Genomic DNA, 25,395 nt, shown 5'->3' with positions numbered 1-25,395 from the left:
TTGTCAATCATAAGGGAGGGGCTTTCGCTTATGCAATGTCAGGAATGTGGCGTCAAGCCAGCAACACTCCATTTCACCAAGATCGTGAATGGAGAGAAGACAGAATTTCATATCTGCGAGAGCTGTGCGCGGGAGAAGGGTGAACTGATCCCGGGAACTGCTGGAGGATTCTCCATTCACAGCTTGCTGTCCGGTCTGCTTGATCTTGAAGGGGCCGGTAAGGAAAAGACGGCTGCTACGAAGACTACGCAGAGTCTGCAATGTGAGAATTGTGGGATGACGTACTCGCAGTTTAGCAAATTGGGTCGTTTTGGCTGCAGCTCCTGTTATAAATATTTTAACAGTGCACTGGACCCGCTCTTTAAACGGGTGCATGGCAGCACTTCGCATGTAGGCAAGATTCCTAAACGTGCTGGAGCACAAATTGTGTTCAAGCGGCAAATTGATGAATTGAAGCTGGAATTACAGCAAAGTATCGCACAGGAGGAATTCGAAACTGCGGCAGAGCTGCGGGATCAAATTCGCCAACTTGAAAAAGAAATGGCACAAGAGTAAAGTCTTTGATATATAGGGGGGATATGACATGTCAAGTCTCCGATTTACTGAACAAGCGCTTAGTGATTGGATGCGCTCGGGAGGCAGTCACTCCGAGATTGTAATTAGCAGCCGTATGCGTATTGCACGTAATTTAGAGCATCTTCCATTCCCTATGCTTGCTTCCTTAGAGCAATCGGAAGAAGTATTAGAGCTGCTGGCCCCTGTGTTTCATGGGGAAACTGCTGCCGAATTCGGATCTTTTCAACTAATAAAGCTTGCTGAAGTGAATGAACTGGATAAAAAGGTATTGGTCGAGAAACATCTCATCAGTCCTAATCTGGCTAATGATTCACGTGGCGCAGCTGTGATATTAAATGAAGATGAGTCGGTTAGCATCATGATTAACGAAGAAGACCATCTGCGGATCCAATGTCTGTTCCCGGGTCTTCAGGTAAGAGAAGCATGGGAACGTGCGACAGCCATCGATGATATCTTCGAATCGGCTGTGAATTACGCTTTTGATGATAAAAGAGGATACTTGACCAGTTGTCCCACCAATGTGGGTACAGGGCTGCGTGCCTCAGTAATGCTGCATTTGCCAGCACTAGTAATGACCCAACAGATCAATCGCATATTGTCAGCAGTGAACCAAGTGGGATTGACTGTAAGAGGAATTTATGGTGAGGGCAGCGAAGCAGTAGGGAACATCTTTCAAATTTCCAATCAGATTACTCTCGGTCAAACGGAAAGTGAAATCATCGAGAACCTTCACAGTGTAGTCACCCAGATTATAGAGCATGAACGAAATGCCCGTGAAAGGCTGCTTGTAGATTCCGCTTTGAGAATTACAGACCGAGTCAAAAGATCTTATGGGATTTTGTGTTACGCTGCTCTAATGGAGCTTAAAGAATCCGCACAACGGCTGTCTGATGTGAGACTTGGGGTTGACCTTGGCATACTGGAAGGCCCTTCGATTTCCGTGCTTAATGAGCTTAACGTTAAGACACAGCCAGGATTTCTGCAAAAAATGTTCGGTGACGAGATGAACGCCACTGAACGGGATATGTATCGGGCGAAACTGCTCCGAGAAACACTGGGAACACAACATTAATATAGATATTTATTATTCATGGAGGTGCAGGAGATATGATGTTTGGAAGATTTACGGAACGCGCACAAAAAGTGCTAGCGCTAGCGCAGGAAGAAGCTGTTCGTTTAGGACACAACAATATTGGCACAGAACATATTTTGCTAGGACTTATTCGTGAAGGAGACGGCATTGCTGCTAAAGCATTAATCGCTTTGGGTCTGGGTCTTGAAAAAATCCAGGACGAAGTGGAGACACTGATTGGCAGAGGCCAAGAACAACCTACGAACATTGCTTATACTCCTCGCGCCAAAAAAGTAATCGAGTTGTCGATGGACGAAGCCCGCAAGCTGGGACATACGTATGTCGGCACTGAGCATATTCTGCTAGGACTTATTCGTGAAGGAGAAGGTGTCGCGGCTCGTGTGCTTAATAACCTAGGCATCAGCTTGAACAAAGCTCGTCAGCAAGTGCTTCAGCTTCTGGGAAGCAGCGAGGCTGCATCCAGTCATAGCGGAACACCTGCTAATGTCAGCACACCGACTCTAGACGGTCTAGCACGCGATTTGACGGCTTATGCCAAGGATGGCAACCTGGATCCAGTTATCGGTCGCAGCAAGGAAATTGAACGTGTTATTCAGGTACTGAGCCGCCGGACGAAGAACAACCCGGTGTTGATAGGTGAACCTGGGGTTGGTAAAACAGCTATTGCTGAAGGCTTGGCCCAAAAGATCATTAATAATGAAATTCCAGAAACACTGCGCGACAAACGCGTAATGACGCTCGATATGGGCTCTGTAGTGGCTGGTACTAAATATCGCGGTGAGTTTGAAGACCGCCTCAAGAAAATCATGGATGAGATTCGCCAAGCGGGGAATATCGTACTCTTTATCGATGAGCTTCATACGCTGATCGGTGCTGGTGGCGCAGAAGGTGCTATTGATGCTTCCAACATTCTTAAGCCGGCTTTAGCCCGCGGAGAACTTCAGTGCATCGGTGCGACTACGCTGGATGAATATCGTAAATATATTGAAAAAGATGCAGCTTTGGAGCGCCGTTTCCAACCCATTACGGTGGATCAGCCATCTCCAGAAGAAGCGGTACAAATTCTATTTGGACTTCGCGATCGTTATGAAGCACATCACCGTGTGAAAATTACGGATGAAGCTATCGTGGAAGCTGTAAAGCTGTCTGATCGTTACATTCCGGATCGTTTCCTGCCGGATAAAGCCATTGACCTTATCGATGAAGCAGGGTCTAAAGTAAGGCTTCACTCTTACACTATCCCGCCAAATCTGAAGGAACTAGAAATGCGCTTGGATGATATCCGCAAGGAGAAGGATTCTGCTGTTCAGAGCCAAGAGTTTGAGAAAGCGGCTGCCCTGCGTGATACGGAGCAAAAAATCCGTGAAGAGCTTGATACGACTAAGAACCAGTGGAAAGAAAAACAAGGACGCACCGATTCTGAAGTTACACCTGAAGATATCGCACAGGTTGTTGCAAGCTGGACGGGAATCCCTGTAAGCAAGCTGAAGGAAGAAGAGACCGACCGTCTGCTTAACATGGAAGCTCTGCTGCATGAACGAGTGATTGGTCAGGACGAAGCTGTTAAGGCTGTCAGCCGGGCATTGCGCCGGGCGCGTGCGGGTCTTAAAGATCCGAAACGTCCAATGGGCTCCTTTATCTTCCTCGGTCCTACGGGTGTAGGTAAAACTGAGTTGGCACGTGCGCTTGCTGAAGCTATGTTCGGCGATGAAAATGCGGTCATCCGTATTGATATGTCGGAATACATGGAGAAGCACTCCACGTCCCGTTTAGTTGGTGCCCCTCCTGGATATGTCGGCTATGAAGAAGGCGGCCAATTAACAGAGAAGGTACGTCGTAAACCATACTCTGTAGTACTGCTTGATGAAATTGAAAAAGCACATCCGGAAGTATTCAACATTTTGCTGCAAGTGCTTGAAGATGGTCGCCTTACCGACTCCAAAGGCCGGGTAGTTGACTTCCGCAATACACTTATCATTCTGACCTCTAACGTAGGCGCACAGGCAATCAAGAAGAATTCAACGCTTGGATTCACGGCTGTGCAAGATGCAGGAGCAGAATACGGCAATATGAAGGGCAAGGTTATGGAAGAGCTCAAAAAGAGCTTCCGTCCAGAGTTCTTGAACCGGATCGACGAAATCATCGTCTTCCACTCACTCGATGAGAAACATATCGCTGAGATCGTTACGTTGATGTCTGATGAGCTGCGCAAGCGCCTGCGTGAATATGATGTTGATTTCGTACTCACGGATGCAGCGAAGGCCTTCTTGGCTAAAGAAGGTTATGACCCAGCCTTTGGTGCACGTCCATTGCGCCGGGCAATTCAGAAGCATATTGAAGACCGTCTTTCTGAGGAATTGTTGAGAGGAAATATCCAAAAGGGTGATTCCCTCAATATTGATGAGGTCGGCGGAGAACTTGTGGTGACTAAAGTGGACGCTCCAGTAGCGCCAGCGCTTGAAAAAGAAGTAGAATCCGAATAAAATAAACAAGGCTTTCGCTCCTTATTTATAGAGGAGCGGAAGCCTTTTTTATTGGAAATAGATCAATTTAAAATATACATTTAATGCAAATACCGAATGACCTTTCGTTAAAGGGGTAGAAATGGTAAACTTTCATTAGAAGAAAATGATCCGAATTGTAAACAGTTCGGACCGTAAGGAGAACAAATGGCTAAAGCAAAAACAAAATTTTTTTGCACCGACTGTGGATATGAATCGCCAAAATGGTTCGGGAAATGCCCAGGGTGCCAGGCTTGGAACTCCATGGTGGAGGAAACGGAAAGCGTAGTCAAAACACAGGGAATGAATGCCCCTATTTTTCATAGTAAAGAAAAGGCACAGTCGATCATAAGTATAGAAAGTGACAAGGAACCGCGCATACTGACAGGTATAGGTGAGCTTAACCGTGTTCTCGGTGGGGGGATCGTACCAGGATCGCTGGTACTAGTAGGGGGAGACCCAGGAATCGGTAAATCTACGCTCTTATTACAGACCTCGCACGCCCTTACAACACAGGGATTGCGAGTACTGTATATCTCGGGCGAAGAATCGGTAAGGCAAACTAAGCTGCGCGCGGATCGCCTCGATGCGTTGTCAACGGAGCTTTATGTACTATGTGAGACAAATATGGAAAGCATAGAAGAAGCGATCGAACAAATCCAGCCACAATTTCTTGTCATCGATTCTATTCAGACCGTATTTATGCCAGAAGTAACGAGTGCGCCAGGCAGCGTGACCCAGGTTCGGGAGTGTACGACAAGATTTATGCGTATCGCTAAGATTCGTGGAATTGCAACAGTTCTCGTTGGTCATGTTACCAAGGAAGGGGCTATTGCTGGACCACGGATGCTTGAACATATGGTGGACTGTGTGCTGTATTTTGAGGGTGAGCGGCATCATACGTATAGACTTTTGCGGGCTGTAAAAAACCGCTTTGGCTCTACGAATGAAATCGGCATTTTCGAAATGGGTGAAGCGGGGCTTACCGAAGTAGAGAATCCATCGGAGCTCTTTTTATCGGAACGTCCGCTTGGCGTGGCTGGTTCTACTGTGGTGGCAAGTATGGAGGGAACTAGACCTGTGCTTGTAGAACTTCAGGCACTTGTTGCTGCCACCCACTTCCCTTCCCCACGGCGAATGTGCACAGGCATGGATCACCAGCGTATGGCACTTATTATCGCTGTACTCGAGAAACGGATGGGCATGTTCCTGCAGAATCAGGATGCATACCTGAATGTTGCCGGGGGAGTAAAGCTGGATGAACCGGCGATTGATCTAGCTGTAGCTATTAGTATCGCCTCCAGTTTTCGTGATATTTCAACAAAACCTTACGACGTTTTCTTCGGAGAAGTAGGACTTACCGGTGAGGTAAGAGGCGTTTCGCGCGCGGAAATGCGCGTTAAGGAGGCCGCAAAACTTGGCTTCCGGCGGGTGATTATGCCTGAAAAGAGCATGAAGGGATGGAAGCACCCGCAAGATATCCAGATTATTGGCGTCAGTACCGTAGCAGATGCACTATCGGTCGCGTTAGATTAGGGGGCACAGGGATATGAAAGAATATAACCAATTAGAGAATATGAATGATCTGCTCAGACTGGCGGCACCGGGTACACCTTTTCGGGAAGGTTTGGAGAATGTGCTGCGCGCTAAGACAGGGGCACTTATTGTCGTAGGGTACAGTCCTGAGGTGATGGACGTAGTGGATGGCGGATTCTCCATTAACTGCGATTTTTCGCCCAATTATTTATATGAGCTAGCTAAAATGGACGGAGCTATTATTCTAAGTGAGGATTTAAAGCGTATATTGTATGCTAATACACAACTTATACCGGATTCCTCTATCTCATCCATCGAGACGGGGATCCGTCACCGGACCGCGGAGCGGGTAGCGAAGCAAACGGGTAAGCTGGTGGTTTCCATTTCACAACGCCGCAATATCATCACGCTTTATCAAGGCTCGATTCGTTATGCACTCAAAGAGATTGGCGCAATTTTGGCAAAGGCTAACCAAGCGATTCAGACACTCGAGAAGTATAAAGCAGTGCTCACGCAAGGACTGACGAATTTGTCAGCTTCAGAATATGAGGGCATTGTTACCGTTGCTGAAGTAGTGGGCGTTATCCAGCGTGTAGAGATGGTTTTGCGCATAAAAATGGAGATCAAACGCTATATCAACGAATTGGGCAACGAAGGACGCCTGATCAGCATGCAGATGGAAGAACTGGTTGGAAATACAGAGGAAGAAGCATGGCTTCTATACAGAGACTATGCTAAGGAAGAGCAGGAAGATAAAATCCGTGAAATTATCGCTGGTCTCAAACGGATAAGCGATGATGATCTGATGGATGACAACCATATTGCCCGTATATTGGGTTATTCTTCTACGGCAATTACCTCTGAAGAAGTGGTGACTCCACGTGGTTATCGCCTGCTTAACAAAATTCCGCGGCTTCCGAATGTGATCATTCACAATCTGGTGGAGCGGTTTGAAATGCTGCCTAATTTGATGTCCGCAAGCATAGCTGAATTGGATGAAGTGGACGGAATTGGGGAGGTGCGGGCCCGTAATATTCAGGATGGGCTCAAACGTTTACAGAAGCAAGTTCTTATTGACAGGCAAATGTAAATAACATACAATCACGTAATATTGGGGACGTTAAAGGCCAAAGTTAGAAAATTGAGGTGAAGAAATGATACAAAAATCAATTCCGAGTCTTTTTACGATAGGTAATTTGATGCTCGGAATGTTTGGTATCATGATGGCGTTTGACGGTAAGATTAGCATGGCCGCTATCATGGTTATTATTGCTATGCTGTTAGACGGCTTAGATGGTCGAGTAGCTCGCGCTCTAAAATGCGAAAGCGAATTTGGCAAGGAGTTGGACTCCTTATCTGATGTCGTTTCTTTCGGAGTCGCACCGGCCGTTATTTTGTACGTCTCAAGCCTGCAGGATTTAAACTCTGCATTAGGCTGGACAGTAACTGCGATTTTTCCGGTGTTTGGTGCTTTGCGCTTAGCCCGTTTTAATGTTCGTCCGGGGGTTCCGGGTTATTTTATCGGTTTGCCAATTCCTGCTGCAGGTGGTGTACTGGCCACATTAGCTCTTTTTAATAAAGATGTTTCGGCTCCGTTTATGATCGTTGCTACACTGCTCTTATCCTATTTGATGGTCAGCACTGTTAAATATCCTAATTTCAAAAAGATTGGATTGCCGAAAAAAGCGGTGGTTGGAGCGCCAGTGGTTATTGTTGTTGCAGTGGCTGTAGCTGTTGTGTTCCCAGAGCAAATCGCTAAGCTGATCTTTGTCTTACTTGGAATTTATGCATTATACGGCTTTAAGCAAAATATTGATCGGTTGACAGCCAGACGCCGTCATCGTCGTCGTAGCCGTTCAGAGGATAAAGTGTATCACTCCAAGAACGGTTAATCGGTCCATAAGGTAAGGTAACTGAATAAATTATGACCAAAGGTTTTGTCTTCCCTAGGGGATGGCAAAGCCTTTTTGCATTTCCAGCGCTACCCCAAGTTTATCGTCTTGAAAATTGGAACATACTGGTGAGGAATAGATCCATTTAGGATGAATAAAAAGGAGGTGCGTTAGGTTATGTGGAAAAAAGTGATTTTGTCTTTTGCCTTAATATGTGGTGCTTGGTCAGGTTTTTCGCTATACCATGCGCTCGAAAGAGGATTCCCCAAGGGGATGGAAAAGCTGGGTGAAAGCTTACCTGTAGAAGGAAGCATTTTATTTACGGTGCTGGGTGCCATTATTTTTTTGTTTGCGGGGTCTTTATGCGCGGAATGGGGAGGTTCAAAACTGCGGGAGGCGGTTCACTACTGTTCGCGTATTCCAATGAATGAATTAGCTGCAAGTGCAGCTGGGCTTACAGGGGGGCTTCTGTTATCTCTCCTGTTATACCCTGCAATGATCTGGCTTGGGAAAGCTGGGCAGCTGCTGCAAGTGCCAGCTACGTTGGCTTTTGGATATCTGGGGCTGCGGATCGGTTTGGAGAAAAAAGAGGAGCTTGCTGCGCTGTGGACATCTGGACGCTGGGGCCAAGCGGCTGAGCCGGAAGGCCGCGGGCTTGAGGAACATAAAATTCTCGACACAAGTGTTATTATCGATGGAAGAATCGCTGACATTTGTAAGACGGGATTTATTGAGGGAACCATTGTCATACCTGAATTCGTGCTTGAAGAGCTCCAGCATATTGCTGATTCTTCGGATCTGTTGAAGCGGAACCGGGGACGGCGTGGGCTTGATATTCTCAATAAAATTCAAAAAGAGCTTGATGTGAAGGTATTGATCTATGAGGGAGATTTTGAAGAAATCTCTGAGGTTGACAGTAAGTTAGTGAAGTTAGCGAAGGTACTCCAAGGTAAAGTAGTCACTAATGATTTCAACTTAAATAAGGTTTGCGAATTGCAGGGTGTTTCCGTTCTGAATATTAACGATCTGGCGAATGCTGTGAAGCCTGTAGTGCTGCCTGGTGAGGAAATCGTAGTTCAGGTCATTAAGGATGGCAAAGAACATGGGCAAGGGGTAGCCTACTTAGACGATGGAACGATGATTGTTGTAGAAGGCGGACGTGAATATATCGGGACTACGATGGAGGTTCTGGTCACTAGCGTGCTGCAAACTTCGGCTGGCCGAATGATATTTGCTAAGCCAAAACTTTTGGAAAAAGCGCAATAAGTGAAGATAAAGTGTATGGGGACTGTCCTATGGGTTGGAAATGCCCGCCAAACACGTTATGATGGGATTATACGTGAAAGACAGGAGCCAGATTAATGTCAAACAGTGTGGGCGTCGTCATTGTGGCGGCAGGCAGAGGAACGCGAATGGGAACTGCGGAGAGCAAGCAATATTTGTTACTGCAGGGGAAGCCGATTATCGTTCATACGCTGGAGGTATTCCAGCAGCACGAATTGATCTCTGAAATCGTGCTCGTAACCGGTGAAGAGGATATTGAACGCTGCCGGGAATGGATACAGCTCTATAAGCTGGACAAGGTTAAGGCTATAGTAACTGGTGGATCTGAGCGTCAGCATTCCGTACATAAAGGGTTGTTGAAACTTACGACACAGTGGGTAATGGTACATGATGGTGTTCGTCCGTTTGTACAGCCGAATGAAATTGAGGCTTGCTACGAACGAGCGAAGCAGATGGGTGCTTCGGTTCTTGCTGTACCCGTCAAGGATACGATCAAACAGGTGGATAATGAAGGACAAGTACTGTCTACGCCGGATCGGCGAAGTCTGTGGGCGATTCAAACCCCGCAGACTTTTCGTCTTTCTGATTTGCTGGAGGCTTATGCAGCGGCAGAGCGGGATGGCTTTCTGGGCACCGATGACTCCAGCTTGGCGGAGCGTGCGGGGATTCCGGTTTCTGTGGTAGAGGGAAGCTACAGAAATATTAAGATTACGACACCTGATGATTTGGATTATGCAGAATTCACAGAAAGAAACAGGGGAGAGGGACAATCATGATCGCTGTAGGACAAGGATTTGATGTGCATCAGCTGGTAGAGGGCAGGCCTTGTATTATTGGGGGAGTTACGATTCCTTACGAAAAAGGATTGCTTGGGCATTCCGATGCAGATGTGCTGCTGCATGCAGTTAGTGACGCGATTCTAGGCGCAATTGGACTTGGTGATATTGGCAGACATTTTCCGGATACAGATCCAGCCTTTAAGGACGCAGATAGCTTGAAGTTATTAGAAGAGGTATGGGCACTTGCTCGTGAGCGAGGATATAAGCTGGGAAATATCGATTCAACGATTATCGCCCAAAAGCCTAAGATGGCTCCGTACATTCCACAAATGACCGAGATTATTGCACGTGCGCTTAATGCCGACCCGTCCAAGGTGAATGTTAAAGCTACTACAACTGAGCAGCTTGGTTTTGCCGGACGCGGCGAAGGAATTGCCGCACAATCTATTGTCTGTCTACTCCAAGATGTGATATCATCTTGAGATGGTCTAAGTAGTAAATTAAGTTCAACCATATGAAGCGGAGGGAATACAATGACGGATGAAGTCCGGGTGCGTTACGCACCGAGCCCTACGGGACATTTACATATAGGTAACGCCAGAACGGCGCTGTTTAACTATCTGTTCGCCCGTAATAAAGGCGGTAAATTCATTATCAGAATTGAAGATACAGACGTAAAGCGCAATGTCGCTGGTGGTGAAGAGAGCCAGCTTAAGTATTTGAAATGGTTGGGTATGGATTGGGATGAGAGCGTTGATGTTGGCGGAGAGTACGGACCCTACCGTCAGACAGAACGTCTTGACTTATATCGTGTACATTGGCAGGATTTGCTGGACAGAGGTTTGGCTTACCGCTGCTATTGCACAGAGGAAGAGCTGGAAGCGGAACGTGAAGAACAGACTGCTCGCGGAGAAACGCCTCGTTATTCTGGCAAACACCGTGATCTGACTGAAGAGCAACGTTTAGCTTTTGAAGCTGAGGGACGAGTGGCTAGCATTCGCTTCCGTGTGCCAGAAGATCGTACGTATGCGTTTGATGATCTCGTAAAAGGCAGTATTTCTTTTGACACAAAAGAAATGGGTGACTTTGTTATTGTGAAGAAGGACGGAATTCCGACCTATAACTTCGCGGTAGCTGTTGACGATCATCTGATGGCTATTACCCACGTATTGCGTGGAGAAGACCATATTTCCAACACACCCCGCCAGCTTATGATCTATGAAGCGCTTGGCTGGGAGCCACCTTTATTTGGTCACATGACGCTTATTGTTGGCGACAACCACAAGAAGCTCAGCAAACGGGATGAATCCGTTATTCAGTTTATCGAGCAATATGATGAATTGGGTTACTTGCCTGAGGCTCTGGTTAACTTCATTTCTCTGCTTGGCTGGTCTCCAGAGGGAGAAGAAGAGATCTTCAGTAAAGAAGAACTTATTTCTATTTTTGATGCGGACCGTTTGTCCAAAAGCCCGGCTGTGTTCGATAAAAACAAGCTGGCGCATCTGAATAATCATTATATTAAACATGCTGATCCTAAACGGATCTCTGCACTAGCTATTCCGCATTTGCAAAAAGCGGGTAAAATACCTGCTGAGCTGAATGAAGAGCAACAAGCATGGGCGGAAAGCCTTGTCGCGTTGTATCAAGAGCAGATGACTGCAGCTTCTGACATCGTGGCGCTATCGGAACTGTTCTTCCGCAGTCACCTAGAGTTAGAGACGGAAGCAGCGCAGGTTCTGGCTGAAAGCCAAGTTCCTGAGGTATTGTCTGCTTTTCTGGCTAAGGTTGAGGCCTGTCAGGATTTCAGTGCAAGCAACATGGCTGTTCTGATTAAGGAAGTACAGAAAGAAACAGGTCATAAGGGCAAAGCACTCTTTATGCCAATTCGTGTGGCTCTGACCGGACAAACGCACGGACGTGATCTTAATATAACCATTGCTTTGCTCGGCAAAAACCGGGTCATCGAACGTTTGAAATCACAAATTAAGGGCGCTTAAGGTCGTATTTCATACGACTAAACCCCCTTGTCAGTATCTTGTCTTTTGCGCTAAGATAGAATTATATGATAATAGCTGTGATCAGGAGAAGTACGTCCATTGAAGACAATTGCCAGAGAGAATAACCGAGAAAGGGACACCCTTTCGGGCTGGGAGTTATTCATTTGTCCGGGGCAGAACATGCGCCTGTGAGCTGCACGGTTGAATGACCTTTTTAAGGCTCATTAGATCGCGCCGGGAACGTCGCCGTTAATGATGCCAAGTGGAACGAAGAAATTCTGCCGTTTGTTACAATAGCGGCTCATTTGATTCGTTCAAGCAGAGTGGAACCGCGGTTAAACGTCTCTGCAGCATTATGCTGCAGAGACGTTTTTTGTCTAAATATAAGCAAAAATAATTTTCATACAATACTCTTTGTCTTATATTTCTAAGAGATAACAAACCAAGCGAACACTCACAGCATATGTATGATAAGGATGATGGGCCTGGAGACAATACCTTTCTTGTGTACCTGTAAACAGGAGATAAGGAAGTTAAGAAGAGAGGAACCGTGATGTTTAAGCATATTAAGTCGGACATTCGGGCGGTATTTGATAACGATCCTGCTGCCCGCAGCTGGTTCGAGGTTGTCTTCACATATGCCGGCTTGCACGCCATTTGGGGTCACCGGATCGCCCACTCTTTTTTCAAACGCCGCTGGTATACAATGGCTCGTATGGTTTCGCAGTTTAGCAGATTTATGACTGGTGTTGAGATCCATCCTGGAGCTGTCATCGGAAATAGGCTGTTTATCGACCATGGTATGGGGATTGTTATTGGAGAAACCTGCGAAATCGGTGATGATGTTATAATCTATCAAGGGGTTACGCTTGGAGGAACAGGAAAAGAAAAAGGTAAGCGACATCCCACGGTCGGCAACAATGTAGTTATTGGTTCCGGTGCGAAGGTTTTAGGATCTTTTCGTATTGGTGACAATTCAAATATAGGTTCGAATGCAGTTGTGTTGCGTGAAGTGCCTAACAACAGTACAGTAGTAGGGAATCCAGGTCGTGTGGTAAAACGTAATGGAGAACGGGTATCCGATCGGCTCGATCATACGAAGATGCCTGACCCGCTTGTCGATTCACTGCGGTTTTTGCAGAAAGAAATCGAAGAAATTAGGGAAAAGCTTGGCGCAGAAGATAAACAAAAAACCGCACAGCGGATAGCAGAAGCTCAGCAGTATATTGGTGACTACGAAATTTAAGCATCCCGGTATGAAGGAATCCGGAAGAACAGAAAGGGCTGGAATAAGGATGGCTTTACAAATATATAACACAATGACACGCAGCAAGGAACAGTTTGTGCCCCAGGAGCCGGGCAAAGTTAAGATGTATGTGTGTGGTCCAACCGTTTATGGATATATGCATATCGGAAATGCTAGACCTATAATTGTTTTTGATATGGTCCGGAATTACTTGGAGCAGTTAGGTAATGAGGTGCGGTATGTTACGAATTTCACGGATGTCGATGATAAACTGATTCGCAAAGCCGAAGAAATGAACACTACTGTAGCAGAGGTAGCGGAAACTTTCATTGCTGCTTACCGTGACGACCTGGAAGGGCTTGGTGTTAAACCGGCAACCTTGAATCCCCGTGTAACGGAAAGCATGGAGCTGATCATTGGATTTATTAAAGAGCTTGAGGAAAAAGGATACGCATACGAAAGCGGCGGCGATGTATATTACCGCACTTCAAAATTTGAAGACTACGGTAAATTATCTCGTCAGAATCTGGATGAGCTGCAGTTTGGTATCCGTGTTGAGGTGGACTCACGTAAGGAAAAACCGGAGGATTTTGTGCTTTGGAAAGCAGCCAAACCTGGTGAAGTGCACTGGAGTAGCCCTTGGGGAGACGGACGTCCCGGCTGGCATATTGAATGCTCGGCTATGGCGCGAGAGTTCTTGGGAGATACGATTGATATCCATGGTGGTGGACAAGATTTGCAGTTCCCGCATCATGAATGTGAATGCGCTCAGACCGAAGCTCTGACTGGTAAACCACTCTCTAATTACTGGATGCATAATGGATTCATCAACATCGGGGACGAGAAAATGTCGAAATCGCTCGGTAATGGCTGGCTTGTAAAAGACATCCGTGAGCGTTTTAAAGCAGGAGCTATCCGCTATTTCATGCTATCGACCCATTACCGTAACCCGCTGAATTTCTCAGAGGAATCTATGACTTCCGCCGAAAAGAGCGTTGAACGGATCACGCTTGCAGAGAGTAACGTTAAACATCGGCTTGAACTCGCTGCTGATGGTGCTCAAGGTGAGGTCAACTCAGAGATTAATGATAAGCTGTCGGCTATAGTGGCCAATTTCCATGCTAGAATGCAGGATGACTTTAATACGCCTGATGCGATCACGGCTATGTTCGATTGGGTGAGCCTGGCAAACCATACGCTTGCGAATAACGAGGCTGCTCCTGCTGATTTTGCTGCATTACTGCAAGCTTTTGGCGAAATGAATGCTGTGCTGCGTTTGACGCCTGAACTGGAAGAGGAAATTGCAAGTGAAGAAGTTGAACGGTTGATCGCCGAGCGGGTTGAAGCTCGTAAGAATAAGAATTGGAGCCGGTCTGACGAGATCCGTGATGAATTAGGCCGCTTGGGCATATTGCTTGAGGATACTCCACAAGGAATGCGGTGGCGTCGTAAATGAGTGAGGAACGCAAGTTTGATAACGGATGGTTTCCTTATGAGCCTTCCAAACCTGCGCGACTACTTTCGCCTATTGTTCTAGCTTATGTAGGAGATGCTATCTATGAGGTGGCTGTTCGCCAGTATTTAGTATCTCTTCCGAATTTGCGTCCGAACCATTTGCATCGTTCTGCTACAGGGCTGGTATCCGCTAAAGCACAGTGTGCAATTCTGAACTTTTTGGAGCCTAGTCTCACGGAAGAGGAGAAGGATGTCGCCCGTCAGGGAAGAAATGCGAAATCGGGAAGTGTTCCTAAGAATGCGGATGTGCTTGAATACCGTCATGCTACAGCTTTTGAGTGCTTGATTGGTCACTTGTACTACACAGGACAACAGGAGAGAATAGAAGAAATTGTGCACAAGGGTATACAGTTTATGTTGAAACAGCCGTGATAGGCTTTGGCGAAATAGAAAATAGGAGAAGTGAACATGGAAGAAGAATTGAAGACTGAAGAGGAAATATTGGCAGGGAAGCATTCTGTGCTTGAAGCGCTTCGTGCTGGTCGTACATTAAATAAAATTTGGATTGCAGAGACAGCCCAGAAGCATCTGACAGCACCCATCGTTGCCGAAGCCCGGAAAGCGGGAATTGTCATTCAGCATGTGGACAAGCGTAAGCTGGATCAACTGGCACCAGGCGTGCAGCATCAAGGGGTGGTTGCACAAGCAGCACCATTTGCCTATGTTGAAGTGGATGATCTGTTAGCTATAGCAGAAGCCAAAGGAGAACCGGCATTCCTTATTTTGCTTGATGAAATTGAAGATCCTCATAACCTGGGCTCGATTCTGCGGACGGCGGATTGTACTGGAGTACATGGGGTAATCGTACCTAAACGCCGTTCGGCTCAGATAACTGCGACCGTGTCCAAAACATCCGCGGGTGCTGTGGAGTATGTTCCGGTTGCCCGGGTTACAAACCTGGGTCAGACCATTGACCGTCTAAAAGAGCAGGGAGTCTGGGTAGTAGGAACAGACGTGGATACCGATCAGAATCTATACCAATCTGATATTTTCACGGGTCCGGTAGCTGTTGTAATTGGCAATGAGAATAAAGGAATGGGACGCCTGATTCGTGAAAAATGTGATGTACTTCTTAAGCTGCCGATGGCCGGAAAGATCAATTCATTAAATGCCTCTGTCGCCGCAGGAGTCATTATGTATGAAGTGATACGCCGCCGGCAACAGCAGGGATAGCTATGGCCGACTGGCGCGATGTGCTGCTTGTGGATGGATATAACATGATCGGTGGCTGGCCGGAACTTGTGGCACTGTCCCAGATTGGTATGCAGGAAGCACGCGACCGCTTGATGGATTTGCTGGCAGATTACCAGGCTTTCTCTGGACGAAGAGTTATTGCTGTTTTTGATGCATACCGTGTTCCGGGGTTGGGAAGGTCTTTTGTCCAGGGTAAGGTCCAGGTGTACTTCACCAAGGAAAAAGAAACCGCAGATGAATGCATTGAGCGACTGGTTGGGGAATATAGCAATCGGCGCCGGCAGATCTATGTGGCTACGAGTGATTTTATAGAGCAGCATATTATTTTTGCACAAGGTGCATTGCGAATTTCGGCAAGGGAATTGCATCTGGAAATTGAAGAGAATCAGAAACAAGTGAAAAAAGCTATTGAACCTGGCGGTGTCAGTTCTACTCGTCATTCTTTGGAAGACAAACTGCCTCCCGATGTGCGCAGTAAGTTGGAAAAATGGCGCAGACAGTGAGATCGAGGAAGAATCAGGAAATATTTTATTCCAATTTATGCTATTCTAGATTGATTTTGGACAAACTCCGGTTGACGGTGGAAGGTAACATAATATATACTGATCCTATATTTCGCGAAGTAACGATGTGTCTTGCGTTGCAGCCGGGGGGATTCTTGGTGAGTGTCGACCTCAAGGAAATAATGCTGTCTGAGTATGATTTCATAAGTGATGAAGATATTGTCGAGGCTTTCCGTGGTGGCGACAGTGGCGCATTAGAACACTTGATTAATAAATACCGTAACTTTGTACGTGCTAAAGCCCGCTCTTATTTCTTGATCGGGGCAGACCGTGAAGATATTGTACAAGAAGGAATGATTGGTCTATACAAGGCTATTCGTGACTTTAAAGGTGACAAGCTCTCTTCATTCAAGGCTTTTGCTGAGCTCTGCATTACACGACAGATTATAACGGCTATTAAGACGGCCACTCGTCAGAAACATATTCCGCTGAACTCTTATGTTTCCTTGGACAAGCCCATTTATGACGAAGATTCTGATAGAACACTTATGGATGTCATTTGTGGAACACAGGTTCTAGATCCAGAAGAGCTAATTATTAATCAAGAAGAATTCATTGGTCTTGAAGATAAGATGGCGGAGATTCTAAGTGATTTGGAGCGCAAGGTTCTGATGTTGTATTTAGACGGAAGATCCTATCAAGAGATTGCTGAAGATCTTAAACGGCATGTAAAGTCTATTGATAACGCTCTACAACGAGTAAAAAGGAAATTAGAAAGATATCTAGAAGTACGTGACAATTGATGATATAATGAACAAGAGAGGGCTCGGACATCGAGTTCTTTTTTTTAGTCTTTTTGAAATCACTCGGATAGAATTAGGTGCTTGCACCATAAATTACTATTTGAGCCGATTTTAGTCGTTGCCGTTGAAGGTAGGTTTATACACAGACGGAATACCCCATAATGGTAAGGAAGACAGCGAAGTGTGAGGAAGAGATAGACCCAAAGACAGGGTACGGCCATATGACTACTAAACCCGGAATTACCCAGTGCAGAACGGAATTCTTTCGTTGACACAGACCTTGACATTATGCTAAAGTGTTTTAGGTAGGCCTAAATTCGCGGCTTTTTTTTAGGATCAATATTTGCGTCTTCTAATGTGAATTAGAAGGACGTCTCGGGAGGTGCACATCATGCGGGTAATTATCACTTTGGCTTGTACAAGTTGCAAACAAAGAAACTATGCGACTACCAAAAACAAGCGAAATCACCCCGACCGCATGGAGATGAAGAAATTTTGCAAGTATTGTAACTCGCAAACTCCTCATCGCGAAACCAGATAGTCTGTGGAGGTGTAATCGGCATGAAACGTAGTTTCAAGTCTATGTTTTCCTTTTTCACTGAGAGCTGGAGTGAACTCAAAAAGGTTCGCTGGCCAAGTCGTAAAGAATTGACCAACTATACATTGATCGTTCTCGGTACGATTGTAGTTGTCGCTATTTACTTCTGGGTTCTGGACATCGGTATTTCCGCTGTGATTGAAGCGATTATTTAGAGAGGTCCCAGGTGGCTTGATATGGAAAAAAGATGGTATGTCGTTCATACCTATTCTGGGTATGAGAATAAGGTCAAAGCCAATTTGGAAAAGCGCGTTGAGTCCATGGGCATGGAAGACAAAATATTCCGCGTTCTTGTTCCTATGGAAGAAGAAATCGTAAACAAAGACGGTAAGAAAAAAACCGTTATGCGTAAAGTTTACCCCGGATATGTTTTGGTGGAAATGGTTCAGACTGATGATTCCTGGTATGTTGTCCGCAATACTCCGGGCGTTACTGGATTTGTTGGTTCGACAGGCTCAGGGTCTAAACCAACAGCTTTGCTTCCGGAAGAGGTAGAACAAATTCTGAAGCATATGGGCATGGTTGAACCTAAAGCGAAGATTGATTTCGAAATCAAGGAATCCGTACGTATTATGGTTGGTCCGTTTGCGAATTTTGTGGGCTCCGTGGAAGAAATTTTGGCTGACAAGAGCAAGATCAAAGTGCATGTTAACATGTTTGGACGGGAAACCCCGCTAGAGTTGGATTTCACTCAAGTGGAGAAAATATAACATAAGCTAGGGTTTCTTGTGGGAGAGCGCTATTGGCGTTCGAAGACCACTATTTTTGCAAGGAGGTGTCACTCATGGCTAAAAAAGTTATTAAAATGGTGAAACTGCAGATTCCTGCAGGGAAAGCGAATCCAGCGCCTCCAGTAGGTCCGGCGTTAGGTCAAGCAGGTGTCAACATCATGGCATTCTGTAAGGAATTTAATGCTCGTACTGCCGACCAGGCTGGCTTGATCATTCCGGTTGAAATTACAGTATTTGAAGACCGTTCCTTTACTTTCATCACTAAAACTCCTCCGGCTGCTGTTCTGCTTCGCATCGCTGCTAAAGTAGAAAAAGGATCCGGCGAACCAAACAAGAAAAAAGTAGCAAAAATCGGCCGCGCTGCGGTACGTGAAATTGCTGAAACAAAAATGCCTGACCTTAACGCTGCAACTGTTGAAGCTGCAATGCGTATGGTTGAAGGTACTGCCCGCAGTATGGGTATCACAATCGAAGACTAGTAGTTTTCGAAGAATCGGTCATTCGTGACCCGCAAGTATGTGGGAGGAATTTCCGCTAACACCACAAAGGAGGAACATTTTCATGGCTAAACATGGTAAGAAATACCAAGAAGCTGCTAAGCTGATCAACAGCGAAGCAACTTACGAGCCTTCAGAAGCTGTAGAGCTTGTGAAAAAGGCAGCGACTGCTAAGTTCGACGAAACCGTTGAAGCAGCAGTTCGTCTGGGTGTAGACCCACGTAAACAAGACCAAGCAGTTCGTGGTGTTGTTGTCCTGCCTCACGGCACTGGTAAAACACAACGCGTGCTTGTATTTGCAAAAGGTGAAAAAGCGAAAGAGGCTGAAGCTGCTGGCGCTGATTTTGTTGGTGATCAAGACATGATCAACAAAATTCAACAAGGCTGGTTTGAATTTGATGTCTGCGTAGCTACACCTGATATGATGAGTGAAGTCGGTAAACTGGGTCGTCTGCTTGGTGGTAAAGGTCTTATGCCTAACCCTAAAGCTGGCACAGTTACATTCGATGTTTCCAAGGCTGTGCAAGAAATCAAAGCCGGTAAAATCGAATACCGTCTCGACAAAGCAGGTCAAATTCACGCGCCAATCGGCAAAGTGTCCTTTGATGCTGCACAATTGAACGATAACCTTAAAGCTCTTATCGACGCTTTGAACCGTGCGAAACCAGCTGCTGCTAAAGGTGTATACCTTAAAGGCATCTCGATTTCTTCCACAATGGGACCTAGCGCTCGTGTGAACACAACCGTCTTCAGATAATTAAGGGTTGACTCTTTGAGTCAATTTTGATAATCTATAACAGTTGTGAAACTTAAGGTATCAATCTTAACCTTGAATATGCTTACCGTAGACAGTAGGTGCCTTAGTGCTTAATTTCCTACCGAGGTGTTGTGATAGAAACAAGAAGTAACGAGCTCGCTCGTATAACTTTCGTTTTATCAAGCCTTCGTGATTCTGCGGAGGCTTTTCTACTGCCTGCGTAGGAGCGGTGAAGCTTTCCTTGGAAAGAACGCCGACACATAAATTTTCAGGAGGTGTATACATTGGCAAATGCAAAAGTAATTCAAGCAAAACAAGACGCGGTTGACGTCGTTACTGCAAAACTGCAAAACAGTCTTTCGACTGTTGTAGCTGACTACCGTGGATTGAACGTTTCCCAAGTGACTGAACTGCGTAAGCAACTTCGTGAAGCTGGCGTTGAGTTTCAAGTCCTGAAGAACACATTGCTGCGTCGCGCAACTGCTGCGGCTGAGTTGAGTGAATTGGATGAAGTTTTGACTGGTCCAACAGCTATCGCATTCAGCACAACTGATGCAGTAGCACCAGCTAAAATTTTGAACGATTTCGCCAAGAAAAACGACGCTTTGAAATTGAAAGGCGGCGTAGTTGAAGGTCGTGTCATTGATGCGGAACAACTGAAAGCACTGGCTGAGCTTCCATCCCGCGATGGTTTGCTGTCCATGCTGCTTAGCGTACTTCAAGCTCCAATGCGCAACTTCGCGCTTGCAGTTAAAGCTGTTGCTGAAAAAGAAGAACAAAGCGCGTAAGCCTTTGACTCTTGCAGCATAATCAATACCACAAATAAATTTAAATATAAAATGGAGGTTCAATCATGAGTAAAGAAGCAATCTTGGAAGCAATTAAAGGCATGAGCGTATTGGAACTGAACGACCTGGTTAAAGCAATTGAAGAAGAATTCGGCGTAACTGCAGCAGCTCCAGTAGCAGCTGGCGGTGCAGTAGCAGCAGTAGCTGAAGAGCAATCCGAATTTGACGTAATTTTGACAGGCGCTGGCGCTTCCAAAATCAACGTTATCAAAATCGTTCGCGAAATCACTGGTCTTGGCTTGAAAGAAGCTAAAGATCTTGTAGACAACGCACCAAAAGCAATCAAAGAAAAAGTAAGCAAAGACGAAGCCGAAGCTACTAAAGCAAAATTGGAAGAAGCAGGCGCAGCTGTAGAAGTGAAGTAATTCCTTCTATTACTGAAAACCCCTTGAACTTGTTCAAGGGGTTTGTTTTATAAATAGAGTTAGTAGGGCGTATATACCAACTGCTAACATAATAGGAAAGGGAGGAAAGAGATGTCGCAACATTATTATTCGCAGCAGCCGGAAGTACGTCATGACAGACGTAGCATTGATACCGTACTAAGAGGCAAAAGCTTTCGTTTTACGAGCGATGCCGGTGTATTCTCTAAAGGGGACATCGATTACGGTAGCCGAGTTCTTATTGAAGCTATGATAATTCCGGACGGTTCAGCGGTGCTTGATGTAGGTTGTGGTTATGGGCCGATTGGATTAAGTGCAGCATACCTAGCTCCCAAAGGACATGTAACCATGATTGATATTAACAGTCGTGCGGTAGAACTGGCGCGTGAGAATGCTCAGCACAATGGAATCCGGAATGTTACGATAATGGAAAGCGATGTGCTCGGCGCATTGAATGAGCAGCAGAAGTTCGATGTGATTCTAACTAATCCTCCGATTCGTGCAGGAAAAGCTGTAGTGCATAAGATTTTTGAAGATGCGTATGAACATTTAAATGAGGGTGGCTATCTGTGGATTGTGATTCAGAAGAAGCAGGGCGCTCCATCCGCAGTGGCAAAACTAGAAAGCTTGTTCTCAATGGTGGAAGAAGTGGGGAAAGACAAAGGCTATCGTATTATTAAAGCGCAAAAATAAAATACAATAGGTTATTGACATGTGATAGTGATAATGGTATTATTATAAAATGTCAGTATTAAGATAGGCTCCATGTCTTTAGTTTGCTGAAATGTCAAGCAATATATTGTCGCCCGGCTAGCGCATGCCGCACGGCAAGTTTTTGCGAGTTGGTTGTCTATGCTCTAACGCAGCGAATGCTACGTGGTAATAGATAATAGCGCATAAACTATTGCTTGGTGACGTATAATATGTACGTTTTGGGCAAATCTACTTGATAAGGAGTATTTTGGTCATGGATAAATGCGCTCTTTTTTCGAAGATTTCGATAAGGGCTTTTCTTTTATTTATGACTGAATCCTTGTAGTATGGTTCCATTATACGGTTCCAAACAAGGGTTCGCAATCAATTTTTAAGTGAGTAGACATGAGGGGTGAGTAAAGTTGGCAGGACATCTTGTTCAGTATGGTCGACGCACTCGGCGGAGCTATGCGAGAATTAACGAGGTACTCGAGGTCCCGAACCTGATCGAGATCCAACAAAAATCTTATGATTGGTTTTTGGAGGAAGGATTGCGGGAAATGTTTCAGGACATCTCGCCGATCCAGGATTTCACAGGTAATTTGGTACTAGAGTTCATTGATTACAGCCTGGGTGAACCGAAATATACGGTTGACGACGCTAAAGAGCGGGACGTAACGTATGCGGCTCCTCTGCGTGTAAAGGTGCGGCTCATTAATAAAGAGACCGGTGAGGTTAAAGAGCAGGAAGTGTTCATGGGAGATTTCCCGCTGATGACGGAGACCGGCACTTTTATTATTAATGGTGCGGAACGGGTTATTGTCAGCCAGTTGGTTCGCTCTCCAAGCGTCTATTTCAGCACAAAAGTGGATAAGAACGGCAAAAAAACCTACACCGCCACAGTAATCCCGAACCGCGGAGCCTGGTTGGAACTTGAAACCGATGCTAAGGACATTATGTATGTTCGTATCGATCGGACTCGTAAAATTCCTGTTACCGTACTTTTGCGTGCTCTCGGTTTCGGTAGTGATGCCGAAATTCTGGAATTGCTTGGCAATGATGAATATATTCGCAATACGCTGGATAAAGACAACACGGACTCCACGGAGAAGGCGCTTATTGAAATTTATGAGCGTTTGCGTCCGGGCGAACCGCCGACACTAGACAATGCCAAAAGTTTGCTGGTTGCGCGTTTCTTTGATCCAAAACGCTACGACCTAGCTAATGTAGGCCGTTACAAAATTAATAAAAAGCTACACATTAAGAACCGTCTTTTCAATCAACGTCTTGCTCAGCCTTTGGTTGACGACTCTACTGGAGAAATCCTGGCAGAATCCGGCCAAATGGTCGATCGTAGACTGCTTGATGAATTGATTCCATATTTCGAAAAGAATGTTGCCTTTAAAAACTACCGTGTTACTGGTGGAGTTATGGACAGCGAAGATATTCCTCTTCAAACAATTGACGTATTCTCGCCAATTGAAGAAGGCCGGGTTATTAAGCTGATCGCTAACGGCAATATCGACAAATCTGTTAAGCATATTACTCAAGCTGATATTATATCCTCAATCAGCTACTTTATTAATTTGCTTCACGGAATTGGCAATACCGATGATATTGACCACTTGGGTAACCGTCGTCTGCGTTCTGTAGGTGAACTCTTGCAGAATCAGTTCCGTATCGGTTTGTCCCGGATGGAACGTGTTGTACGTGAAAGAATGTCGATTCAGGATGCTAATGCGATTACGCCTCAGGCTCTGATCAATATTCGTCCGGTCATCGCGTCTATTAAAGAGTTCTTCGGTAGCTCCCAGCTGTCTCAATTTATGGATCAGACGAACCCGCTTGCGGAACTTACGCATAAACGTCGTCTGTCCGCCCTCGGACCTGGTGGTTTGACACGTGAACGCGCGGGCTTTGAAGTTCGTGACGTCCATCACAGTCACTACGGTCGGATGTGTCCAATTGAAACGCCGGAAGGTCCAAACATCGGGTTGATCAACTCCTTGTCTACCTTTGCCCGCATCAATGAATACGGCTTTATTGAAGCTCCGTATCGTTGGGTGGATCCGAAGACTGGCAAGGTGACTGAGCAAATTGACTATCTGACTGCTGATGAGGAAGATAATTATGTAGTTGCTCAGGCTAACGTGTTGATCGAAGAAGATGGCACCTTTAAAGAAGACATGGTAATCGTTCGTTACAACAAAGACTCAGACAACATTACAACGATGCCAAGTAATCGTGTCGATTACATGGACGTTTCGCCTAAACAGGTTGTATCTGTCGCTACGGCGCTCATTCCGTTCCTTGAGAACGATGACTCCAACCGCGCACTGATGGGATCTAACATGCAACGTCAAGCTGTTCCGCTTCTAATTCCAAAAGCTCCGCTGGTCGGAACAGGGATGGAACATAAATCCGCTAAGGATTCTGGCGTATGTATCGTTTCCAAGTATGACGGTATTATCGAACGTTCTTCAGCTAATGAAATTTGGCTGCGTCGCGTTGAGACTGTCGAAGGCAAGGAAGTTAAAGGCGATATCGTTAAATATAAATTACACAAATTTATGCGTTCTAACCAAGGTACCTGTATTAACCAACGTCCTCTAGCTAAAAGAGGGGACATTGTTAAGAAGGGTGATATCCTGGCAGACGGTCCTTCCACAGAAATGGGCGAACTTGCTCTTGGCCGTAACGTAGTCGTTGCGTTCATGACTTGGGAAGGTTACAACTACGAGGATGCGATTCTGTTAAGTGAAAAGCTGGTTAAGGAAGATGTATATACTTCGATTCATATCGAAGAATACGAATCTGAAGCTCGCGACACTAAATTGGGACCTGAAGAAATTACGCGCGATATTCCGAACGTCGGCGAAGAAGCTTTGCGCAATCTTGATGAGCGCGGAATCATCCGCATCGGTGCGGAAATCAGCGCTGGTGACATTCTGGTGGGTAAGGTTACTCCTAAGGGTGTAACTGAACTGACAGCAGAAGAACGTCTCCTGCACGCTATCTTTGGTGAGAAAGCTCGTGAAGTACGGGATACCTCTTTACGCGTTCCTCATGGTAGTGATGGTATTATCGTGGACGTTAAAGTCTTTACACGTGAGAACGGCGATGAGCTGCCTCCTGGTGTAAATCAATTGGTTCGTGTCTACATCGCTCAGAAACGTAAGATCTCTGAGGGAGACAAGATGGCCGGACGTCACGGTAACAAGGGTGTCGTTGCCCGTATCCTGCCAGAAGAAGATATGCCGTTCCTTCCGGACGGTACGCCAGTACAGGTTGTTCTTAACCCTCTGGGCGTTCCTTCTCGTATGAACATCGGACAGGTGCTTGAGGTCCATATTGGTATGGCCGCATTGCGTCTGGGAATTCACATTGCAACGCCGGTATTTGACGGAGCGCGTGAGTACGACGTGTTTGATACGATGGAAGAAGCAGGTATGCAGCGTAATGGTAAAACCGTGCTGTATGATGGCCGTACAGGTGAACGCTTCGAACGTGAAGTTACTGTTGGTGTCATGCACATGATCAAACTGGCGCACATGGTTGATGATAAGATTCACGCCCGTTCAACAGGACCTTACTCGCTAGTTACGCAACAACCATTGGGTGGTAAAGCTCAATTTGGTGGACAGCGTTTCGGGGAGATGGAAGTGTGGGCGCTTGAAGCTTACGGTGCTGCATATACATTGCAAGAAATTTTGACCGTGAAATCCGATGACGTGGTTGGTCGCGTGAAGACGTACGAATCCATTGTCAAAGGTGAAAATGTACCGGAACCAGGTGTTCCTGAGTCGTTCAAGGTATTGATCAAAGAACTGCAGTCCCTGGGTATGGATGTTAAGATTCTTAGCGGTGACGAGCAGGAAATTGAAATGAGAGAATTGGACGATGAGGACGAGACGTCAGGTGACAAACTAAGCCTCAATTTAGAAGGTTCAGAAGTCGGAGTAGAATAAT

The 25,395-nt window shown here is 45.9% G+C and carries 25 protein-coding genes and 1 other annotated feature; all 25 genes read left to right on the top strand.

Annotated elements, in window-relative coordinates; translation table 11 throughout:
• Positions 1–30 precede the first annotated feature (30 nt).
• The 25 genes from MHI25_RS28245 to rpoB all read left to right on the top strand — a co-directional run bounded on the left by MHI25_RS28245 (position 31) and on the right by rpoB (position 25,394).
• Positions 31–555 carry a UvrB/UvrC motif-containing protein gene (locus MHI25_RS28245; RefSeq protein WP_036680467.1) on the top strand — a complete coding sequence of 175 codons (525 nt, stop codon included), beginning with the start codon at positions 31–33 and terminating at the stop codon, positions 553–555.
• 28 nt (positions 556–583) lie between these two features.
• Positions 584–1,648: a protein arginine kinase gene (locus tag MHI25_RS28240; RefSeq protein WP_036680469.1), complete on the top strand. Its 1,065-nt coding sequence runs from the start codon at positions 584–586 to the stop codon at positions 1,646–1,648.
• Positions 1,649–1,683: 35 nt separating this feature from the next.
• On the top strand, positions 1,684–4,152 hold the full coding sequence (gene clpC / locus MHI25_RS28235) for an ATP-dependent protease ATP-binding subunit ClpC (protein ID WP_036680471.1): 2,469 nt from the start codon (positions 1,684–1,686) through the stop codon (positions 4,150–4,152).
• Positions 4,153–4,338: 186 nt separating this feature from the next.
• On the top strand, positions 4,339–5,706 hold the full coding sequence (gene radA, locus MHI25_RS28230; RefSeq protein WP_036680472.1) for a DNA repair protein RadA: 1,368 nt from the start codon (positions 4,339–4,341) through the stop codon (positions 5,704–5,706).
• 13 nt (positions 5,707–5,719) lie between these two features.
• Positions 5,720–6,796 (top strand): DNA integrity scanning diadenylate cyclase DisA, encoded by a 1,077-nt coding sequence (gene disA, locus MHI25_RS28225; protein WP_036680475.1) that lies wholly within the window; start codon positions 5,720–5,722, stop codon positions 6,794–6,796.
• A gap of 64 nt (positions 6,797–6,860) precedes the next feature.
• Positions 6,861–7,598: a CDP-diacylglycerol--serine O-phosphatidyltransferase gene (gene pssA / locus MHI25_RS28220; RefSeq protein WP_036680477.1), complete on the top strand. Its 738-nt coding sequence runs from the start codon at positions 6,861–6,863 to the stop codon at positions 7,596–7,598.
• 177 nt (positions 7,599–7,775) lie between these two features.
• A complete protein-coding gene (locus MHI25_RS28215; protein WP_036680481.1) occupies positions 7,776–8,864 on the top strand; it encodes a PIN/TRAM domain-containing protein in 1,089 nt (362 codons plus the stop codon).
• Positions 8,865–8,959: 95 nt separating this feature from the next.
• A complete protein-coding gene (ispD, locus tag MHI25_RS28210; RefSeq protein ID WP_076130021.1) occupies positions 8,960–9,658 on the top strand; it encodes a 2-C-methyl-D-erythritol 4-phosphate cytidylyltransferase in 699 nt (232 codons plus the stop codon).
• Positions 9,655–10,143, top strand: a complete 489-nt coding sequence (gene ispF, locus MHI25_RS28205) for a 2-C-methyl-D-erythritol 2,4-cyclodiphosphate synthase (RefSeq protein ID WP_340394667.1) — start codon at positions 9,655–9,657, stop codon at positions 10,141–10,143. The genes ispD and ispF overlap by 4 nt, the downstream gene beginning before the upstream one ends.
• 51 nt (positions 10,144–10,194) lie before the next feature.
• Entirely contained in the window at positions 10,195–11,658 is a 1,464-nt protein-coding gene (gene gltX / locus MHI25_RS28200; RefSeq protein ID WP_036680487.1) for a glutamate--tRNA ligase, read from the top strand.
• 553 nt (positions 11,659–12,211) lie between these two features.
• On the top strand, positions 12,212–12,904 hold the full coding sequence (gene cysE / locus MHI25_RS28195; protein WP_036680489.1) for a serine O-acetyltransferase: 693 nt from the start codon (positions 12,212–12,214) through the stop codon (positions 12,902–12,904).
• Positions 12,905–12,953: 49 nt separating this feature from the next.
• Positions 12,954–14,360 carry a cysteine--tRNA ligase gene (cysS, locus tag MHI25_RS28190; protein ID WP_076130023.1) on the top strand — a complete coding sequence of 469 codons (1,407 nt, stop codon included), beginning with the start codon at positions 12,954–12,956 and terminating at the stop codon, positions 14,358–14,360.
• A complete protein-coding gene (locus MHI25_RS28185) occupies positions 14,357–14,791 on the top strand; it encodes a ribonuclease III domain-containing protein (protein ID WP_076099622.1) in 435 nt (144 codons plus the stop codon). Before cysS ends, MHI25_RS28185 begins: the two co-directional genes overlap by 4 nt.
• 36 nt (positions 14,792–14,827) lie before the next feature.
• Positions 14,828–15,592 (top strand): 23S rRNA (guanosine(2251)-2'-O)-methyltransferase RlmB, encoded by a 765-nt coding sequence (gene rlmB, locus MHI25_RS28180; RefSeq protein ID WP_076105935.1) that lies wholly within the window; start codon positions 14,828–14,830, stop codon positions 15,590–15,592.
• 2 nt (positions 15,593–15,594) lie between these two features.
• Entirely contained in the window at positions 15,595–16,116 is a 522-nt protein-coding gene (locus MHI25_RS28175) for an NYN domain-containing protein (RefSeq protein WP_036680494.1), read from the top strand.
• 158 nt (positions 16,117–16,274) lie between these two features.
• Entirely contained in the window at positions 16,275–16,919 is a 645-nt protein-coding gene (gene sigH / locus MHI25_RS28170) for an RNA polymerase sporulation sigma factor SigH (protein ID WP_036680496.1), read from the top strand.
• A 391-nt stretch (positions 16,920–17,310) separates the two neighbouring features.
• Complete coding sequence (rpmG, locus tag MHI25_RS28165; RefSeq protein WP_076099620.1) at positions 17,311–17,460, top strand: 50S ribosomal protein L33; 150 nt, start codon at positions 17,311–17,313, stop codon at positions 17,458–17,460.
• A gap of 20 nt (positions 17,461–17,480) precedes the next feature.
• Complete coding sequence (secE, locus tag MHI25_RS28160) at positions 17,481–17,672, top strand: preprotein translocase subunit SecE (protein WP_036680497.1); 192 nt, start codon at positions 17,481–17,483, stop codon at positions 17,670–17,672.
• A 21-nt stretch (positions 17,673–17,693) separates the two neighbouring features.
• Positions 17,694–18,227, top strand: a complete 534-nt coding sequence (gene nusG / locus MHI25_RS28155) for a transcription termination/antitermination protein NusG (RefSeq protein ID WP_036680499.1) — start codon at positions 17,694–17,696, stop codon at positions 18,225–18,227.
• 74 nt (positions 18,228–18,301) lie between these two features.
• Complete coding sequence (gene rplK, locus MHI25_RS28150) at positions 18,302–18,727, top strand: 50S ribosomal protein L11 (protein ID WP_036680502.1); 426 nt, start codon at positions 18,302–18,304, stop codon at positions 18,725–18,727.
• An 82-nt stretch (positions 18,728–18,809) separates the two neighbouring features.
• On the top strand, positions 18,810–19,502 hold the full coding sequence (gene rplA, locus MHI25_RS28145) for a 50S ribosomal protein L1 (protein ID WP_036680504.1): 693 nt from the start codon (positions 18,810–18,812) through the stop codon (positions 19,500–19,502).
• Positions 19,503–19,569: 67 nt separating this feature from the next.
• Positions 19,570–19,722, top strand: a sequence feature (ribosomal protein L10 leader region).
• 64 nt (positions 19,723–19,786) lie between these two features.
• Positions 19,787–20,290, top strand: coding sequence for a 50S ribosomal protein L10 (gene rplJ, locus MHI25_RS28140; RefSeq protein WP_076099619.1), 504 nt, complete (start codon positions 19,787–19,789; stop codon positions 20,288–20,290).
• A gap of 65 nt (positions 20,291–20,355) precedes the next feature.
• Positions 20,356–20,715: a 50S ribosomal protein L7/L12 gene (gene rplL, locus MHI25_RS28135; protein ID WP_036680508.1), complete on the top strand. Its 360-nt coding sequence runs from the start codon at positions 20,356–20,358 to the stop codon at positions 20,713–20,715.
• 111 nt (positions 20,716–20,826) lie between these two features.
• On the top strand, positions 20,827–21,426 hold the full coding sequence (locus MHI25_RS28130) for a class I SAM-dependent methyltransferase (RefSeq protein ID WP_076186625.1): 600 nt from the start codon (positions 20,827–20,829) through the stop codon (positions 21,424–21,426).
• A gap of 422 nt (positions 21,427–21,848) precedes the next feature.
• Positions 21,849–25,394, top strand: a complete 3,546-nt coding sequence (rpoB, locus tag MHI25_RS28125) for a DNA-directed RNA polymerase subunit beta (protein WP_038573461.1) — start codon at positions 21,849–21,851, stop codon at positions 25,392–25,394.
• Position 25,395 lies beyond the last annotated feature (1 nt).

It is taken from the genome of Paenibacillus sp. FSL E2-0177 (assembly GCF_037992975.1).
Classification (GTDB): domain Bacteria; phylum Bacillota; class Bacilli; order Paenibacillales; family Paenibacillaceae; genus Paenibacillus_AQ; species Paenibacillus_AQ odorifer.
This window is presented reverse-complemented; position numbering and strand designations above follow the sequence as displayed.

What these genes read in the sequence shown, in the direction of transcription:
- rplA (WP_036680504.1), top strand. Translation starts at nt 18,810, where the DNA reads ATGGCTAAACATGGTAAGAAATACCAAGAAGCTGCTAAGCTGATCAAC.
- cysS (WP_076130023.1), top strand. Translation starts at nt 12,954, where the DNA reads ATGGCTTTACAAATATATAACACAATGACACGCAGCAAGGAACAGTTT.
- MHI25_RS28240 (WP_036680469.1), top strand. Translation starts at nt 584, where the DNA reads ATGTCAAGTCTCCGATTTACTGAACAAGCGCTTAGTGATTGGATGCGC.
- MHI25_RS28215 (WP_036680481.1), top strand. Translation starts at nt 7,776, where the DNA reads ATGTGGAAAAAAGTGATTTTGTCTTTTGCCTTAATATGTGGTGCTTGG.
- MHI25_RS28185 (WP_076099622.1), top strand. Translation starts at nt 14,357, where the DNA reads ATGAGTGAGGAACGCAAGTTTGATAACGGATGGTTTCCTTATGAGCCT.
- rpmG (WP_076099620.1), top strand. Translation starts at nt 17,311, where the DNA reads ATGCGGGTAATTATCACTTTGGCTTGTACAAGTTGCAAACAAAGAAAC.
- rplK (WP_036680502.1), top strand. Translation starts at nt 18,302, where the DNA reads ATGGCTAAAAAAGTTATTAAAATGGTGAAACTGCAGATTCCTGCAGGG.
- cysE (WP_036680489.1), top strand. Translation starts at nt 12,212, where the DNA reads ATGTTTAAGCATATTAAGTCGGACATTCGGGCGGTATTTGATAACGAT.
- MHI25_RS28245 (WP_036680467.1), top strand. Translation starts at nt 31, where the DNA reads ATGCAATGTCAGGAATGTGGCGTCAAGCCAGCAACACTCCATTTCACC.
- MHI25_RS28175 (WP_036680494.1), top strand. Translation starts at nt 15,595, where the DNA reads ATGGCCGACTGGCGCGATGTGCTGCTTGTGGATGGATATAACATGATC.
- rplL (WP_036680508.1), top strand. Translation starts at nt 20,356, where the DNA reads ATGAGTAAAGAAGCAATCTTGGAAGCAATTAAAGGCATGAGCGTATTG.
- radA (WP_036680472.1), top strand. Translation starts at nt 4,339, where the DNA reads ATGGCTAAAGCAAAAACAAAATTTTTTTGCACCGACTGTGGATATGAA.
- rlmB (WP_076105935.1), top strand. Translation starts at nt 14,828, where the DNA reads ATGGAAGAAGAATTGAAGACTGAAGAGGAAATATTGGCAGGGAAGCAT.
- pssA (WP_036680477.1), top strand. Translation starts at nt 6,861, where the DNA reads ATGATACAAAAATCAATTCCGAGTCTTTTTACGATAGGTAATTTGATG.
- clpC (WP_036680471.1), top strand. Translation starts at nt 1,684, where the DNA reads ATGATGTTTGGAAGATTTACGGAACGCGCACAAAAAGTGCTAGCGCTA.
- nusG (WP_036680499.1), top strand. Translation starts at nt 17,694, where the DNA reads ATGGAAAAAAGATGGTATGTCGTTCATACCTATTCTGGGTATGAGAAT.
- gltX (WP_036680487.1), top strand. Translation starts at nt 10,195, where the DNA reads ATGACGGATGAAGTCCGGGTGCGTTACGCACCGAGCCCTACGGGACAT.
- ispF (WP_340394667.1), top strand. Translation starts at nt 9,655, where the DNA reads ATGATCGCTGTAGGACAAGGATTTGATGTGCATCAGCTGGTAGAGGGC.
- secE (WP_036680497.1), top strand. Translation starts at nt 17,481, where the DNA reads ATGAAACGTAGTTTCAAGTCTATGTTTTCCTTTTTCACTGAGAGCTGG.
- ispD (WP_076130021.1), top strand. Translation starts at nt 8,960, where the DNA reads ATGTCAAACAGTGTGGGCGTCGTCATTGTGGCGGCAGGCAGAGGAACG.
- MHI25_RS28130 (WP_076186625.1), top strand. Translation starts at nt 20,827, where the DNA reads ATGTCGCAACATTATTATTCGCAGCAGCCGGAAGTACGTCATGACAGA.
- disA (WP_036680475.1), top strand. Translation starts at nt 5,720, where the DNA reads ATGAAAGAATATAACCAATTAGAGAATATGAATGATCTGCTCAGACTG.